The organism is Knoellia flava TL1 (genome assembly GCF_000768675.1).
Classification (GTDB): domain Bacteria; phylum Actinomycetota; class Actinomycetes; order Actinomycetales; family Dermatophilaceae; genus Knoellia; species Knoellia flava.
Genome location: NZ_AVPI01000050.1, coordinates 1 through 14,573 on the forward strand (window position 1 = coordinate 1; position 14,573 = coordinate 14,573).

A 14,573-nucleotide genomic window follows, 5' to 3' on the forward strand; every position below is an offset into this window, starting at 1 on the left:
CACGCTCTTTTCCGCGTCAACGGCATGTCGTGAGCTCTCCGCCACCCGGTGTCGAGAACGCCGGCGCGTGTCGGGCGGAGGTGGATATCGGATCGTGGACGACGGGTGACGCCCATCCCGACCCGTCGATAGAGTCCTGACCCAAGGTCATGAGTACCAGCGCATAGCCCCGGCTTGCTGGTCGGCAACCCTCCTCCGCGGTGGGGTGCTCCGGGTGACGACCTGGTCGGCTGCAGCAACGCAGTCGGCAAGCGCGGACTTCCGAGTTACCTCGAGAGTCCAACGACTCTCCAGGGAGCAGCAGATGTCCATCGCCAGCTCGATTCCGCACACCGTCACCCGTGAGCGCCGCCAGCCGTGGCTGCGCTCCGTCCCCGCCCCGCTCACGCCGTCCCCGGCCGCGCCCGCGACTGCCGCCCCCGTGACGGCAGTCCCCGCCACCGACGAAGGGGAGCGGACGGCATACGGGGTCGTCCCGGCCGGCCTGCCGGAGGTCGTCGCGACGCCTCTCGTGCCGACGTGTGACGGCCGCCGCGTCGAGTACGCCAACTTCGACCACGGTGCCTCAACCCCGGCACTCGCCCACGTCGTGAGCGCGGTGGAGCGCGCAACGGCGACCTACTCGAGCGTTCACCGTGGCCAGGGGTGGACGAGCCAGGTCTCGAGCCACTACTACGAGGCGGCGCGCGAGGAGGTGGCCCGCTTCGTCGGTGCCCGCGAGGGCGACGAGGTCGTCTTCACCCGCAACACCACGGACTCCTTCAACATGCTCGCTCGCGCGCTCCCGCGTCGGACGCAGGTCATCGTCTTCGCGACCGAGCACCACGCCACCCTGCTGCCGTGGGAGGAGCGCCGGACGACGCGCCTCCCCGTGCCGCTCACGCACACGGACGCCGAGGCGCTCCTGCGCGACGCGCTCAAGCGGAGCACGAGCTCGTCGATCCTCGTCGTCCTCAGCGGGGCCTCCAACGTCACGGGTGAGTACTGGCGGGTCGGCCGGCTCGCCGCGATCGCCCGGGCCCGGGGAGCCCGCGTGGCGCTCGACGCCGCCCAGCTCGTCGGCCACCGCCGCGTCGACCTCGAGACCCTCGGCGTCGACTACGTCGCGTTCAGCGGCCACAAGATCTATGCGCCCTACGGCGCCGGCGTGCTCGTCGGTCGCGCCGACTGGCTCGACAAGGCTGCGCCCTACCTCGCCGGAGGCGGCGCCACCGCCGCCGTCGGTGCGCTGTCGACGACATGGAAGACCGGCCCGGCCCGGCACGAGGGTGGCACCCCCAACGTGCTCGGCGCGGTCGCCCTCGCCGCCGCCTGCGCGACGATCCGCGAGCACCGCGGCGCCATCGAGTCGCACGAGCGCGCTGTCACCGAGCGCCTCGTCGACGGGCTGCGCGCCATCGAGGGCGTCGAGACGTTCAGCATCTTCGGCGACGACGCCGACCGCGCGCCGGTCGTGACGTTCACGGTCGACGGCATCGAGTCGAGCCTCGTGTCCGCGGCGCTGTCCGCCGAGCACGGCATCGGCGTGCGTGACGGCAAGTTCTGCGCGCACCTCCTCGTCGACACCCTCCTCTCCGACGAGGAGGCGAGCGTGACGACCGCCGTCCGGGTCAGCGCCGGGCTGGCGACGACGCACGAGCACGTCGAGCGCCTCCTCGCCGCCGTGGCGAGCTTGGCCGCGGACGGGCCGGGGACGGCATACGAGCAGGTCGAGGGGCGCGGCTGGGTTCCCGTGGGGGACCAGCGCGAGACGCTCGTCGACCTGCCGTGGTGACCGCGTCGCGGCGCGCGGCACCTTCGGGGGCGTCCTGACCACTAGCCTCGGAGCGTGACCACCGCTCTCGTCACCGACTCGACGGCCTACCTGTCCCCGGAGGTCGTGACGGCGCGCGGGATCGGGGTCGTGCCCCTCCACGTCGTCGTCGGTGGGCAGGAACGCCGTGAAGGCGTCGACGTCGGGCCCGACGAGGTGGCCGAGGCGCTGCGCCGGTTCCGGCCGGTGTCGACGAGCCGGCCGTCGCCGCAGGCGTTCCTCGACGTCTACCGTCAGCTCGCCGACAAGGGCGCCGACGCCATCGTGTCGGTCCACATCTCCTCCGACATGTCGAGCACCCTCGGCTCGGCCCAGCTCGCGGCGAACCAGTCGCCCGTGCCCGTGACCGTCGTCGACAGCCGGTCCATGGGCATGGCGATGGGGTATGCCGTCCTCGCGGGCGCCGACCTCGCCTCCGGCGGGGCTTCCGCGGAGGAGGTGGCCGACGTCGTGAGGGCGCGGTGCGAGGGCGCGACGGTCGTCTTTTACGTCGACACCCTCGAGCACCTGCGCCGCGGCGGCCGGATCGGCAAGGCCAACGCGCTCCTCGGCTCGGCGCTGGCGATCAAGCCGATCCTCGGGCTCGTCGACGGGGCGATCGTGCCGCTCGAACGGGTCCGGACCTCCTCGCGTGCCATCGCCCGGCTCGAGGAGCTTGCGGTCGAGGCGGCAATGCGTGCGGGGGAGGTCGACGTCGCGGTGCACCACCTCGACTCGCTCGAGCGCGCTGAGAAGCTCGCCGAGCGACTGCGGTCACGCGTCGACGCGCTTGGTGAGCTCGTCGTCGTGGAGCTCGGCGCCGTCGTCGGGGCCCACGTCGGCCCGGGCACGCTCGCCATCGCGGTGAGCCCGCGAGCCTGACCGGGGCGCCTCGTGAGTCTCGCCGTCCCGGCCCAGGTGCTCCTGGTCCTCGTCGTGGCGACGGTGTGCTTCGCGATCGGTGGCATCAACCCGGCGACCATCGTCGGCCGCCGGCGCGGCATCGAGGTCTCGAGCGTCGGTTCGGGCAACCCAGGAGCGACGAACCTCGGGCGGGTCATCGGCCGCAAGTGGGGCATCGTCGTCGGCCTGCTCGACGTGCTCAAGGGGTTCCTGCCGACGTTCGTCGTGCTGCGGACCCTGGGGACCTGGGTCGCGCTCGTCGCAGGGGTGGCCTGCGTGCTCGGCCACATCTACAGCCCCTGCCTTGGTGGACGCGGTGGCAAGGGGGTCGCGACGTCGCTCGGCGCGATGCTCGCGGTCGTGCCTTGGGTGGCACTGGCCGCGCTCGTCGTCTTCGTCCTGTGCCTGCTGTTCGTCAAGCGTCTCGGTGACGCGTCGGTCGTGGCGACGACGTTCCTCCTCGGGGCCGGGGTGGTTCTGGCCGTGCGCGCCACCAGTGGCGTGGACCGCGGTGTCGGGGTGTGGCTCGCGCTCGTGGCCCTGCTCGTCCTGCTGCGGCATCGCCGCAACATCCAGATCTGGGCGGGCCGGCTCGCGGGCTGACTCGTCCACAGGCGGGACGCTCGGTGGTCGTCGTCCACAGGTCGACGCCCGACGGGTTGGGTCATCGTCACGCTCTCCCTAGCGTCGCCGTATGCCGTCCCGCCGCCGCCCCGAGGCCGTCTCACCTCGCGCGCGGGCGCGGGTGCGCGCGGCCGGGCCGAGACCAGGGGGCGACACCTCGAGTGGTGGAGCCTCGAGTGGTGGCACCTCGAGCGGTGGCCCTGTTCTCCCTGGCGCGACACCGACTCCCTTCCCGGACTCCGGCGACCACGACGGCGAGGCCCTCGACCAGGGTGTGACCCGCGGAAGGCACCGACCGGTCGAGGTCGGCCGGCCACCGGTCTTCGAGCTGCCGTCGAGCCTGCGCGGCGCGCGTTGGGCACCCAGCCGCTCCGCCGCCGTCGCAGTGCTCGTCGTCATCGTTCTCGTGGTCCTCGTCTTCGGTGTGCGGGTCTGGTTCGCCGGCGGAGGTGCTGGCGCTCCGGTGGGCGCCCGCCCCGATGCTGGACCGGCGGGCGTGAGCCGGGGGACGTCGACGCTCTCGCGCGCGTCACCGACGGGCAGCGCGACTTCGGGAGGCGCCACGGACGCACGGGCGGCAAGCGCGAGTGCCGCGGCCGTGCTCGTCGTGCACGTGGTCGGGCAGGTGCGCCGTCCCGGCGTCTACCGCATGCCCACGGGCGCGCGGGTCGGTGACGCCGTGACGGCGGCCGGGGGAGCGACTCCGACCGCGGACCTCGCGGCGGTCAACCTCGCCCGCGTGCTCGTCGACGGTGAACAGGTGCACGTGCCCCGACCGGGGGAGAGCGTGCCGGCCGCCGGCGCCGCAGGTGGTCCGGACGGCAGCAGTGGCGGAGGTGGCAGCAGTGGAGGCAGCGGTGGCGGGTCGGGGGCGTCCGGGGGTTCGGGCGGCACGGTGTCGCTCAACAGCGCAGACCTTGCGGCCCTCGACACGTTGCCGGGTGTCGGTCCCGTCCTCGCGCAGCGGATCCTCGACTGGCGCACCGAGCACGGCAGGTTCACGAGCATCGAGGAGCTCGGCGAGGTGAGCGGCATCGGTGAGAAGCTGCTCGCGCAGCTGACTCCGAAGGTGACGTTGTGACGGCGCCGTCGCGGTCGTCGACCGGACGCGACGGGCAGCACGTACCACTTGTGGCGGCTGCGTCACCCGGTCGAGAAGGGACGCCTGGCGACCGGAGTGGCGACCTCGAGTGGGAGTGGCAGCGCGACGTCGTGAGGTTCAGTGACCTCCGGATGCTCCTGCCCGCGCTCGTCGGATGGGCGCTCCTGTCCGCGACGATCACGTGGGGGCCGACGGGCCGATGGGTCCTCACGGCCGCTCTGGTCGTGGCGGCCGTCGTGCTGTGCGTGTGGCGCGGGCGCTGGCCCAGTGCCTTGCTCGTCGTGTCGGTCGCGTTGCTGCTCCAGGTCGCAGCCAACGGACAACACGTGTTGCGTTCGGTCGGTGACCTCGACACCCTCACCGAGGCCAGGGCTGTCGTCACGGTCGAGGTGACGATCACCTCCGACCCCTTCACACCGGCGAGCCGCGCGGGTCGTGAGCCGGTCGTTCTCGCGAGAGCGACGGCATACGAGGTCGAGGGGCGGGGGCGGCTGACGCGCGCTCACGCACCGGTGCTGCTGCGGGGGGAGACGGACCTGCTCGAGGTGAGGTGGCACGAGCGAGTGAGGGTGCGCGGACGACTGGCCCCGCCCGATCCGGGCCGTGCCGAGCTCGCCGTCGTCAGCGTCGCCTCGCACGACGTCGTGGCTCCTGCGGGCCGGGCGGCGCGGGTCGCGGAGCACCTGCGCGCAGGGCTGCGTCGGTCGGTGGACGGCACGCCCGCCGACGCGCGTGGGCTGCTGCCGGGACTCGTCATCGGAGACACGAGTCGCACGCCTCCCGACCTCACCGAGGCCATGCAGGCGACCGGGATGACCCACCTCACCGCCGTGTCCGGCTCCAACATCGCCGTCGTCGGCGGGATGGTGCTCGGGCTCTGCGTGCTCGTGGGGATGCCACGACGGTGCCGGCCGTGGGTGGTGGCGCTCGCGATCGTCGGGTTCGTCGTGCTCGCGCGTCCCGAGCCGAGTGTCGTGCGCGCGGCCGCGATGGGGCTCATCGGGCTCATCGGCGTGAGCCGGTCACGTCGCAGCACCGGTCTCCCCGTCCTCGCCGGGGCCCTCGTCGTCGTCCTCGTCGTCGACCCGTGGATGGCTCGCTCGTTCGGGTTCGCCCTGTCCGCCCTTGCGACGCTGGGGCTGCTGCTCTTCACGCGGCCGTGGGGTGACGCCATCGCCCGCCACCTGCCCGCGCGGCTGGCGTTCCTCGGACCGGCCGTCGCGATCCCGGTCGCGGCCCAGGGTATGTGCGCTCCGCTCGTCGTGCTGCTGCAGGGGTCGGTGAGCGTCATCGGCGTCCTCGCGAACCTGCTGGCCGCGCCGCTCGTCGCACCCGCGACAGTCGCCGGCGTCGTCGCCGCCGTCGTGTCGGTCGTCGCCGACGGACCGGCACGGCTCGTGGGGTGGCTCGGGGCCGTGCCGACACTCGGCATCGCGCGGATCGCGCGGGTCATGTCCGACGTGCCGGGAGGGACGATGCCCTGGCCCGACGGCGGTCTCGGCGCACTCCTCCTCGCCGCGGTCACGGTGCTCGTCGTTCTCACCGCCCGGTGGCTGGCGCGGTTCGCGCTGCTCCGGCCGACGATGGCTCTCGGCGTGGTCGGGGTCCTCGTCGCCGGGGTGCTGCCGACGCGTGTCGTCACGTGGCCGCCGACCGGGTGGCGGATCGTCTTCTGCGATGTCGGGCAGGGTGACGCCGCCGTGGTGCGCACCGGACCCAGCCGGGCCCTCGTCGTCGACGCCGGTCCGGACCCGCCCGCCGTGGACGGGTGCCTCGACTCGCTCGGGGTCGACGTCGTCGACGCGGTCGTCCTCACCCACTTCCACGCCGACCATGTCGAGGGCCTGCCGGGCGTGCTCGACGGCCGCTCGGTCGGCCAGGTGCTCACCTCGCCGGTTGCCGAACCCGCCTGGCAGGTGCGGGAGGTGGAGTCGTGGACGCGGGCGGACGGCATACCGACGTCCGCCCTGGCGGCAGGCGACCGGCTGACGTTCGGGGAGGTGCGCGCGGAGGTGTGGGCGCCGGTCCGCCGGATCGACGCGGGGTCGGTGCCCAACAACGCGAGCGTCGTCCTCGCCGTGCACGTGGGTGAGGTCGACGCCCTCCTCCTCGGTGACGTCGAGCGCGAGGCGGCCCACGACCTCCTGCTACGGCTGCGGCGCGACGGCTCGATGGCCGGCGCCGCCGAGCGGTTCGACGTCGTCAAGACCCCGCACCACGGCAGCGCGAACCTCGACGCGGGGCTCATGGCAGCGGTGCGCGCACCGGTCGCTGTGGTGTCGGTGGGGAAGGACAACGACTACGGACACCCGACCTCGGCGCACCTCACGATGCTCGCGCGCAACGGGTATGCCGTCCACCGCACCGACCGCGACGGCCACGTCGCCGTCGTCGAGGACGGCCGCGGGCGGCTCACCGTGGTCACCGCACGCTGACCACCGGCGAGGGCGGACGGCGGCTCGGGCGGGGGTGGACCAGGGAGGTCAGCGGGAGGCGCGGGAGGGCTTCGCCCTCGAGCTGCGCGCGCTGTCGACGAGGGCGTCGAGCGTGGCCTTGACGGCGGGCACCCGCTGGAGGTCCGGTGTCGTCACCGCGACGATGTGCCGGCGCGACGCCGGGGTCATGGGCAGGGCGACGACGTCCTCGTGGTGGACCGTCTTGAGGATGAGGTCGGGGATCACCGCGACCCCGAGACCCTCGGCGATGAGGCCCATGACCGCGACGTAGTCCTCGGTCTCGTAGGCGATGTCGGGGACGTAGCCCGCGGTGCTCGCGAGCTGGAGGAGGTGGCCGCGGCAGCGCGGGCAGCCCGCGATCCACGTCTCGTCCTGGAGCGCGGCCATGTCGGCCTTCTTGGCGCTCGCGAGCTCGTGGTCGTGCGGGACGGCGAGCAGCACCTCGTCGTCGAGCAGGGGCGTGGTGACGAAGGCGTCGAGGTCCTCCTCGCCTCGCCCGAGGTCGGTGCCCTCGTAGACGAAGGCAACGGCGAGGTCGCACTCGCCCGCACGCAGCGCGGCGAGGGACTCGCGCGGCTCGGCCTCGCTGAAGGTGATGGTCACCCCCGGGTGCTCGGCCTTGACCTTGGCGAGAGCCTTGGGCACGAGGGTGGCCGAGGCGCTGGGGAAGGCCATGAGCCGGACGCGGCCGGAGCGCAGACCGGCGATCGCGGCGACCTCCTCCTCGGCGGCGTCGAGGGCCGAGAGGACCGGTCCTGCGTGGCGGGCGAGGACGGCACCGGCCTCGGTGAGCCGGACGCTGCGGCCGACCCGCTCGACGAGGGTCGTCCCGGTGCGGGTCTCGAGGCGACGGACCATCTGCGAGATGGCCGGCTGCGAGTAGCCGAGGGAGAGGGCCGCCGCCGTGAAGCTGCCTTCGTCGGCGATGGCGCGCATGACACGGAGACCTGCGGCGTCGATCATGGATGAATCCTATAACGCACGGTTATCGAAACTCCAGTCCTCGCGTCGCGGGGTGATGGTGTATCTCGGGTCGGGACGTGGCCTCCTTCCTTGCATGAGCACCCACCCCCGCCGTCGGACCGTCCGACGCTCCCACCACCCCAGCGTCGTGTGCGATGCGCTGAGGTGCTGGCGCTGGAAATGCGGGTGCGGCGCGGGCGGGCACGCGGGACGATCGACAGTGGACTGGCGCTCGATGGTGACGTCGGCACTCGTGCACCAGAGCTGCTGTCCCGGCGAGTGACGAGTGAGGTGAGGGCGATGACGACTCCGGAGTTCCTGCGGAGCGTGCGCACGGCGACCCGTGCCCGGACCCACGTGCGGGCCCACCACCGGGCCGACGTGTTCCGCGCCGCCACCGGGAACTGGTGCTGGTCGTGCCGGTGCGGAGCGGGCGCCCACGCGGGGCGCACGCGCACGGACCACCAGTGGATGTCGGCCGCCGCCGTCCTGCACGAGGCGGCGCGTCCCGACGCGTGACCCTCGGCAGGGGCGTGGGTGGCCCCGGCCCCGTGGAGGAGCCGGGCGCAGGCAGTGCGGTGGCCGCGGGAGCGAGCGGGGCCGAGGTCCTGTCGGCGCGACCTGCCTACGATGAGTCGGTGACAGCCGACGGACCCGTGACCGCGACGGTCGCCGAGGTGGCGGCACTGCTGCGCGCTCACGGACCGGCGCTCGTCCTCACGGGCGCGGGGATGTCGACCGAGAGCGGCATCCCGGACTACCGCGGACCCGACGGCAACCGCCGGGTGACGCCGATGTCGCACCAGGAGTTCACGGCGACGAGCGAGGCGCGCCAGCGCTACTGGGCGCGCAGCTTCATCGGCTGGCAGCGGTTCACCGCGGCCGAGCCCAACGCCGGGCACCTCGCCGTGACCGACCTCCAGGCCGCCGGTGTCTTCGGACCCGTCATCACGCAGAACGTCGACGGTCTCCACCAGGAGGCAGGCACGCGCGAGGTCACCGAGCTCCACGGGTCGCTCGCCGAGGTCGTCTGCCTCACGTGCGGCGAGCGGGTGGACCGCGACCTCGTCCAGGCCTTCATGGACGATGCGAACCCGGGCTTTGCCTCCCGAGCCCTCGGGTCGGTCCCCGACGGCTCGCAGGTGAGCAGCCAGATCCGCCCGGACGGCGACATCGTGCTCGCCGACGAGGCGGTCCGGTCATTCCTCGCGCCACGGTGCCTCGTGTGCGGCGACGACACCCTCAAGCCGGACGTCGTCTTCTTCGGTGGCGCCGTCCCGCGTGACCGGGTCGACCTCTGCTTCTCGCTCACCGACGAGGCTCCGGTGCTCGTCGTCCTCGGCTCCTCGCTCAAGGTGATGAGCGGCTACCGGTTCGTGCGGCGGGCGGCCGCACACGGCATACCGGTCGTCGTCATCACGCGGGGTCCCACGCGCGGGGACGCCGAGACGACGCATCGGATCGATGCGTCGCTCGGCGTCACGTTGTCGGCGCTGGCCCGCGAGGTGGGGGAGCGGGCCGACCGGGCGGGCTGAGGGTCAGACGCGGCGCAGGACCGCGGTCACCTTGCCGAGGATCGTCGCGTGGTCCCCGTCGATCGGGTCGAAGGCCGGGTTGTGCGGCAGCAGCCACACCTTGCCGTCCTTGCGCTTGAAGGTCTTGACGGTCGCCTCGTTGTCGAGCATCGCCGCGACGATGTCGCCGTTGTCGGCCGTCGGCTGCTGGCGGACGACGACCCAGTCGCCGTCGCAGATGGCGGCGTCGATCATCGACTCGCCGACGACCTTGAGGAGGAAGAGCGAGCCCTCGCCGACGATCTGCTTCGGCAGCGGGAAGACCTCGTCGACGGTCTCCTCCGCGAGGATCGGCACGCCGGCCGCGATCTGGCCGAGGACCGGGACGTAGCTCGCCTCGGGACGGACGTCGCCGGACCCGGTCGGGTCGAGGTCCGCGTCCAGGTCGTTGGGGGTCGCCCCGCCGCGGTAGCCGCGGATGTCGCTCGGGGTGTCGGGGGAGACGACCTCGAGGGCGCGCGGGCGGTTGGGGTCGCGCCGCAGGTAGCCCTTCTTCTCGAGGGCGTTGAGCTGGTGCGACACCGAGCTGGGGGAGGTGAGGCCGACCGCCTGCCCGATCTCGCGCATGCTCGGCGGATAGCCGCGGCGGTCGACGGAGTTGCGGATGACGTCGAGGACCTTGCGCTGACGCACGGTGAGCGTGCCGTCGCCGGGGTCGCGGTCGGGCAGCTCGTGGACCACGTCGTCGGCGGCCTGGCGGCGCTTGTCGCTCATGCTCGTTCTCCTTGCGAAAGGGCGTTGTCAGTGGTGCCTGATTGGCTTCCTGACATGGCTTCAGCGTACGGAGTTCGAGCAGGTGTTTCAAACATCTGTTCGACGCGTGTCTTGAAGTCCTCGAACATCCGTGCTAGAAATCGTACAGGCGTTCTATCGAACGTCCTTTCGACCCAGGAGGACCCCATGAGTGCAGTCGCCTACGACGACAGGGCAGCCGGGTATGCCGTCCCGCTCCCGACGCGTCGCCCGGAGCGTCCGCGGCTCGTTCTCGTCCCGACCGGTGACGCCGTCCGTCGCACGCCGGCTCCGGCGCTGCGACTGACGCGCGCGGGCCGACTCGCCATCACGACGACCGTCCTGCTCGTCGCCCTCGTCGCGGCGCTCGTCGGGCTCACCGGTGGGGCGTCAGCCTCGGGAGCCCCGGTCACCGTCACCGTCGAGCAAGGCCAGACGCTGTCGCAGGTCGCCGCCGAGCACATGAGCGGCACCTCGCTCGCGACCGCGGTCGCCGAGATCCAGCTCGCCAACGGGCTGAGCAGCGCCCAGGTGCGCGCCGGCCAGACCGTCGTCATCCCGCAGGGCTGACCGCCGTGCACTGACGACCCACGCACTCCGAGCCGCTTCGACCCCGGCTCGGACCTGAGTCCCAGGGCGAGCTTCGACCCCTCGCCGGCTCAGCACGGAGGGCGCCCCGCCATCTTTCGCGGGGCGCCCTTTGCGCGCCCGGGCGGCGGCAGACGTTCGCTCCGTCAGCAGCGCCTGCCCCCGACTTATTGCCCAGACGCGACATCCGGACGGCCGAAGTGCGGGCCTGGATGTCGCTTCTGGGCAATAAGTCGGGGTGGGGAACGCTTGGACGGTGCATGACGGAATCCAGTGGTGGGCGCGTGCAGAGGGTTCGGCAGCTTCGGGTGGTCGTCGAGGCCGAGGACTACGACGAGGCGGTGCGGTTCTACCGCGACGTCCTCGGCATGGACGAGATCGCGGCGTTCTCCGAGGGAGGTGACGATCGCGTGGCGATCCTCGAGGCCGGACGCGCGACGTTCGAGATCGCGAGCCCCGGGCACAAGGTGGCGATCGACCGGGTCGAGGCCGCCGGCACTCCGAGCCCGAAGATCCGGATCGCCTTCGAGGTCGACGACTCGGCGAGTGCCACGCGCGAGGCCGCCGAGGCGGGAGCACGCGTGGTCGCCGAGCCCGTCCTCACGCCGTGGCTGTCGCTCAACTCGCGCCTCGACGCACCGGCGGGTCTCACGGTCACGCTCTTCGAGGAGACCGAGGACTCCCACGAGCGCGCGCAGCGCGAGGGGTTTGGAGTCAACGACGCCTGAGCGGGTCGCTCGTCAGGCGATGACGAGCTCGAGCGGGAGCTCGTGGAAGCTCGCGAGGAACGCCGCTGCCTCGGCGACCCCGTCCCGTTCCGGAGAGGTGAGGTCGACCTCGGGCCGGACGGTGACGACGACGCGCTTCGCCTCGACCTTCCGCTTGAACGTCCCGATGTCGCGACCGTCGACGACGACGACCCCGCCGCCGGCCTCCGACACGAGCCGGGTCCGGTCGGCGTCGTGGTTGCGGCGCGGGAAGCCCGTGGTCGGGTAGATCAGCGCCGCTTCGTCGAACGTCGACAGCAGGTATGCCGTGTGCTCACGTGTCGTGCGCGCCGACACCGACGGGTCGAACCACAACGTCTCGCCCGCGCACTCGACCGCCTCGAGCGGGTGTGAGTCGCGCAGGCCCCGCGAGGTCGTGAGCTCGGCGGTGGCTGTGCGGATCTCGGTGAGGGTGAGCCCGCTCCACCGCTGGAGGTCGCGCTCGGAGGCGGGTCCGTGCCCGGCGTAGAAGCGGTGCGTCAACTCGACGACCGACTGCTCGCGAGACCACTGGTCCGACGGCGCCGGGGGCACGACGTCGTCGACGAGGACGTAGGTGTGCTCGGTCCCACGTGGTGGCCCGGAGCAGATGACCGAGCGCACCTCTGCACAGATGAGCTGGTGGGCCATCGCTTCCCCGGGCCCGGGGAGGCCCCGCTCGGCGAAGTGCGGGCCGAGCTCCTTGCGGGTCATGGCGCGCCCTCCCGCGAGGAGCTCTTGCAGCAGGTCGAGCCCGCGCTCGATGACGTCGGGCGTGATGCCGAGCTGACGTTGGCGGGCGGCGTCCGAGGACTCGACCTTGCCGCCGGTGAGCGCCTGGATCCAGCGCAGGTCCTCGGGTGCGACGTGGTGCCACGTCGGCCTCAGGATGTGGGTGCGCACGAAGGCGCCGCTCGCCTGCGCGGCCAGCACGCCGGCATACGTCGTCGTGCGCGACCGCATCGCGAGGGAGTGTGCAGCGAGGGGCGCGTCTTGGCTCTGGACGCAGGTGAGCAGGCGCACGACGTCGGCCGGACGGGGCAGGGGTGCCGAGGCGAGGCGCTGGACGGCGAGGCGGCGGCGCAGCACCCAGTCGCGGCTGACGGAGCGGGGCGCGCGCGGGCTCTCGCTGCGAGTCATGGCGACATCCTGTCGTGCAGGGCCGACACGCGCGAGGATGGCGGGATGGAGCAGAGCAGGGAGATCGACATCGACGCCCCACCCGCCCGGGTCTGGGAGGTCATGAGCGACGTCGAGCGCTGGCCGGAGTGGACCGAGACGGTCACCTCCGTGACGAGGCTCGACGCGGACAGCCTCGGGCTCGGGTCGCGGGTGCGCGTGGAGCAGCCGAAACTGCCACCGACGGAGTACGTCGTCACCGAGCTCGACCCCGGCGCCGGGTTCACGTGGGTGGCGACGGGCCCCGGCGTCCGCACGACCGCACGGCACCGCATCTCCGCCACCGGTTACGGCTCGAGGGTGCGCCTGTCGGTCGAGCAGGCCGGCCCGGTCGGGGCTCTCATGGGCCGGCTCTTCTTCACGAGGCTCACCGACCGCTACCTCGCGACCGAGGCCGCCGGGCTCAAGGCGAGGTGCGAGGGCACGGTCTGACGCCGCGACTTGCGCCGTGGTGCGGCGGGGGAACGGGGGCGGGCCGGCATACGGGATCGCCGACAGGCGTCCTCAGGTCGTGAGGGTGCGACGCATCGTGAGTCGGGGCATCTTGCTCGCCACCGCGTCGGTCGTGCCGACCACCTCGAAGCCGGCCTTCTCGAACATCGAGCGCGTACCGACGAAGGCCATCGTGAGGTCCATCCGGCCCTTCGGGTCGACCGGGTGGGCCTCGACCGCCGGTGCGCCCTGCGACCTCGCCCAGTCGACGGCGCCATCGAGGAGGTGACCGGTGACGCCGCGCTTGCGGAAGCCGCTGCGCACGACGACGCAGATGATGCTCCAGACGGGGACGTCGTCGGTGGGCGGCATGAGCTTCGAGCGGTCGAGGCGCGTGATCTCCGATCGCGGGCTGATGCTGCACCAACCCACCGGCTCACCGTCGAGGTAGGTGACGACGCCCGGCGGGTGCGTGCGGCGGCCGAGCGCGCGGGCGGCCTGCTCGCGCTGGTCGGCACCCTCGCCGCCGAGCTCCGTGATCTCTGCGGCTGTGAGTCGGTGGGAGAGGCACCAGCAGTGGGTGGCGCGACGGTTCGGGTTGACGACCGTGGCGAAGTCGTCGAACCGCGACGGTGTCACGGGGTGCGTCTCCCACACGGGCTCGGTCGTCATGAGCGGCATTCTGCCCGCGCCCTCCGACCTCCGACCGGATCTCCTCCTCGCGGACTGTTGCCACGAAGGCGTTCTCGCGGTCGACTTGTCCCGTGGGGCCCGCCCATCCGGGGCCGGCCACGGCGACGGAGGTCTGGCATGAGCAGTGAGGTCGACGCACTTCCCGACGACAGCAGGGAGGCCCTCTCCGAGACGGATCCGCCGATGGGCGTGCACGCCACCGCCACCGTCCCGGCGTCGGCCGACGAGGTGTGGCGCCACCTCGTGAGCCCGGAGGGCACCGAGGCCATCCTCGGCGAGGGCGCCCGCCTCGGCAGTAAGGGCGAGCCGTGGAAGGCGGCGGACGGCACCTACGGCGTGGTCCGCAGCTTCCACCCCCTCGAGCAGGTCCGGGTCACGTGGCACCCGCACGAGGACGGCCCCCTCAGCCTGCTCGACGTCCAGCTGCACGCGGACGGTGACGGGACCAAGGTCGACCTCTACCACGAGGGCCACGGCATCGCCGGCGACCCGCGTGGCGACCTCCAGCACTGGGAGGACGCCCTGGGCCGGCTCGCCCGCGGCATGACCGGTTGACACCCGAGGTGGTGCGTCGACGTCGTTGCCGTCGGGAATGCGTGGCTCCATCCTGTAGTTGTGTAATGGTGTAAGCACTGCAAGACGTAGTGCCACAGCAGCAGGAAGGAGACCTGTCATGAGGTCCCACCCCCACCCACACGTCGGCAGTGACGACCCCCGTCCCACCGAGCGCGGCGCCCGCCGCGGCATGCCCGGTCGCGGTCCCGGCCGCGGACGCGGTCCGGGCGGCGG

15 protein-coding genes and 1 riboswitch are annotated in these 14,573 nt (G+C 72.6%); of the genes, 11 read left to right on the forward strand and 4 right to left on the reverse strand.

Annotation, left to right across the window (positions count from 1 at the left end; all coding sequences use genetic code 11):
* The first annotated feature begins 145 nt into the window (after positions 1 to 145).
* A riboswitch (SAM riboswitch) is annotated at positions 146 to 260 on the forward strand.
* 44 nt (positions 261 to 304) lie between these two features.
* The 5 genes from N798_RS13760 to N798_RS13780 all read left to right on the forward strand — a co-directional run bounded on the left by N798_RS13760 (position 305) and on the right by N798_RS13780 (position 6,856).
* Entirely contained in the window at positions 305 to 1,774 is a 1,470-nt protein-coding gene (locus N798_RS13760) for an aminotransferase class V-fold PLP-dependent enzyme (protein WP_035949396.1), read from the forward strand.
* A gap of 54 nt (positions 1,775 to 1,828) precedes the next feature.
* Positions 1,829 to 2,674 (forward strand): DegV family protein, encoded by an 846-nt coding sequence (locus N798_RS13765; protein ID WP_035949398.1) that lies wholly within the window; start codon positions 1,829 to 1,831, stop codon positions 2,672 to 2,674.
* 12 nt (positions 2,675 to 2,686) lie between these two features.
* The gene (locus N798_RS13770) at positions 2,687 to 3,298 is read left to right on the forward strand and encodes a glycerol-3-phosphate acyltransferase (protein WP_052117363.1); all 612 of its coding nucleotides are present in this window, start codon (positions 2,687 to 2,689) and stop codon (positions 3,296 to 3,298) included.
* A 91-nt stretch (positions 3,299 to 3,389) separates the two neighbouring features.
* Positions 3,390 to 4,400 carry a ComEA family DNA-binding protein gene (locus N798_RS17875; protein WP_084100723.1) on the forward strand — a complete coding sequence of 337 codons (1,011 nt, stop codon included), beginning with the start codon at positions 3,390 to 3,392 and terminating at the stop codon, positions 4,398 to 4,400.
* A 131-nt stretch (positions 4,401 to 4,531) separates the two neighbouring features.
* Entirely contained in the window at positions 4,532 to 6,856 is a 2,325-nt protein-coding gene (locus N798_RS13780; RefSeq protein ID WP_052117366.1) for a ComEC/Rec2 family competence protein, read from the forward strand.
* A gap of 48 nt (positions 6,857 to 6,904) precedes the next feature.
* Here N798_RS13780 and N798_RS13785 read toward each other — a convergent pair whose 3' ends face one another.
* Positions 6,905 to 7,840, reverse strand: a complete 936-nt coding sequence (locus N798_RS13785; protein ID WP_035949403.1) for a LysR family transcriptional regulator — start codon at positions 7,838 to 7,840, stop codon at positions 6,905 to 6,907.
* Positions 7,841 to 8,140: 300 nt separating this feature from the next.
* Here N798_RS13785 and N798_RS13790 point away from each other — a divergent pair, with 300 nt between their 5' ends.
* Positions 8,141 to 8,359 carry a hypothetical protein gene (locus N798_RS13790; RefSeq protein WP_035949405.1) on the forward strand — a complete coding sequence of 73 codons (219 nt, stop codon included), beginning with the start codon at positions 8,141 to 8,143 and terminating at the stop codon, positions 8,357 to 8,359.
* A gap of 119 nt (positions 8,360 to 8,478) precedes the next feature.
* On the forward strand, positions 8,479 to 9,375 hold the full coding sequence (locus N798_RS13795) for a Sir2 family NAD-dependent protein deacetylase (RefSeq protein ID WP_084100729.1): 897 nt from the start codon (positions 8,479 to 8,481) through the stop codon (positions 9,373 to 9,375).
* A gap of 3 nt (positions 9,376 to 9,378) precedes the next feature.
* Here the strand turns inward: N798_RS13795 and lexA are convergent, their stop codons facing one another.
* Positions 9,379 to 10,128 (reverse strand): transcriptional repressor LexA, encoded by a 750-nt coding sequence (gene lexA, locus N798_RS13800; RefSeq protein WP_035949408.1) that lies wholly within the window; start codon positions 10,126 to 10,128, stop codon positions 9,379 to 9,381.
* 186 nt (positions 10,129 to 10,314) lie between these two features.
* Here lexA and N798_RS13805 point away from each other — a divergent pair, with 186 nt between their 5' ends.
* Positions 10,315 to 10,716, forward strand: a complete 402-nt coding sequence (locus N798_RS13805; protein WP_035949411.1) for a LysM peptidoglycan-binding domain-containing protein — start codon at positions 10,315 to 10,317, stop codon at positions 10,714 to 10,716.
* A 278-nt stretch (positions 10,717 to 10,994) separates the two neighbouring features.
* Positions 10,995 to 11,462 carry a VOC family protein gene (locus N798_RS13810; RefSeq protein ID WP_035949413.1) on the forward strand — a complete coding sequence of 156 codons (468 nt, stop codon included), beginning with the start codon at positions 10,995 to 10,997 and terminating at the stop codon, positions 11,460 to 11,462.
* A gap of 12 nt (positions 11,463 to 11,474) precedes the next feature.
* On the opposite strand, the gene N798_RS17535 is transcribed toward N798_RS13810, so the two are convergent.
* Positions 11,475 to 12,620, reverse strand: a complete 1,146-nt coding sequence (locus tag N798_RS17535; protein WP_052117364.1) for a winged helix DNA-binding domain-containing protein — start codon at positions 12,618 to 12,620, stop codon at positions 11,475 to 11,477.
* A gap of 45 nt (positions 12,621 to 12,665) precedes the next feature.
* On the opposite strand from N798_RS17535, the gene N798_RS13820 reads away from it, so the two are divergent.
* Positions 12,666 to 13,091, forward strand: coding sequence for an SRPBCC family protein (locus tag N798_RS13820; protein WP_035949415.1), 426 nt, complete (start codon positions 12,666 to 12,668; stop codon positions 13,089 to 13,091).
* 72 nt (positions 13,092 to 13,163) lie between these two features.
* Here N798_RS13820 and N798_RS13825 read toward each other — a convergent pair whose 3' ends face one another.
* Positions 13,164 to 13,763, reverse strand: a complete 600-nt coding sequence (locus N798_RS13825) for a GNAT family N-acetyltransferase (protein ID WP_035949427.1) — start codon at positions 13,761 to 13,763, stop codon at positions 13,164 to 13,166.
* Positions 13,764 to 13,901: 138 nt separating this feature from the next.
* Between N798_RS13825 and N798_RS13830 the strand changes: the two genes are divergently transcribed.
* Positions 13,902 to 14,339, forward strand: coding sequence for an SRPBCC family protein (locus N798_RS13830; protein WP_035949418.1), 438 nt, complete (start codon positions 13,902 to 13,904; stop codon positions 14,337 to 14,339).
* Positions 14,340 to 14,573: the final 234 nt, after the last annotated feature.

Coding starts and splice junctions, on each gene's coding strand:
- N798_RS13790 (WP_035949405.1), top strand. CDS start 8,141: ATGACGACTCCGGAGTTCCTGCGGAGCGTGCGCACGGCGACCCGTGCC.
- N798_RS13785 (WP_035949403.1), bottom strand. CDS start 7,840: ATGATCGACGCCGCAGGTCTCCGTGTCATGCGCGCCATCGCCGACGAA.
- N798_RS13820 (WP_035949415.1), top strand. CDS start 12,666: ATGGAGCAGAGCAGGGAGATCGACATCGACGCCCCACCCGCCCGGGTC.
- N798_RS13810 (WP_035949413.1), top strand. CDS start 10,995: ATGACGGAATCCAGTGGTGGGCGCGTGCAGAGGGTTCGGCAGCTTCGG.
- N798_RS17875 (WP_084100723.1), top strand. CDS start 3,390: ATGCCGTCCCGCCGCCGCCCCGAGGCCGTCTCACCTCGCGCGCGGGCG.
- N798_RS13760 (WP_035949396.1), top strand. CDS start 305: ATGTCCATCGCCAGCTCGATTCCGCACACCGTCACCCGTGAGCGCCGC.
- N798_RS17535 (WP_052117364.1), bottom strand. CDS start 12,620: ATGACTCGCAGCGAGAGCCCGCGCGCGCCCCGCTCCGTCAGCCGCGAC.
- N798_RS13805 (WP_035949411.1), top strand. CDS start 10,315: ATGAGTGCAGTCGCCTACGACGACAGGGCAGCCGGGTATGCCGTCCCG.
- lexA (WP_035949408.1), bottom strand. CDS start 10,128: ATGAGCGACAAGCGCCGCCAGGCCGCCGACGACGTGGTCCACGAGCTG.
- N798_RS13830 (WP_035949418.1), top strand. CDS start 13,902: ATGAGCAGTGAGGTCGACGCACTTCCCGACGACAGCAGGGAGGCCCTC.
- N798_RS13825 (WP_035949427.1), bottom strand. CDS start 13,763: ATGACGACCGAGCCCGTGTGGGAGACGCACCCCGTGACACCGTCGCGG.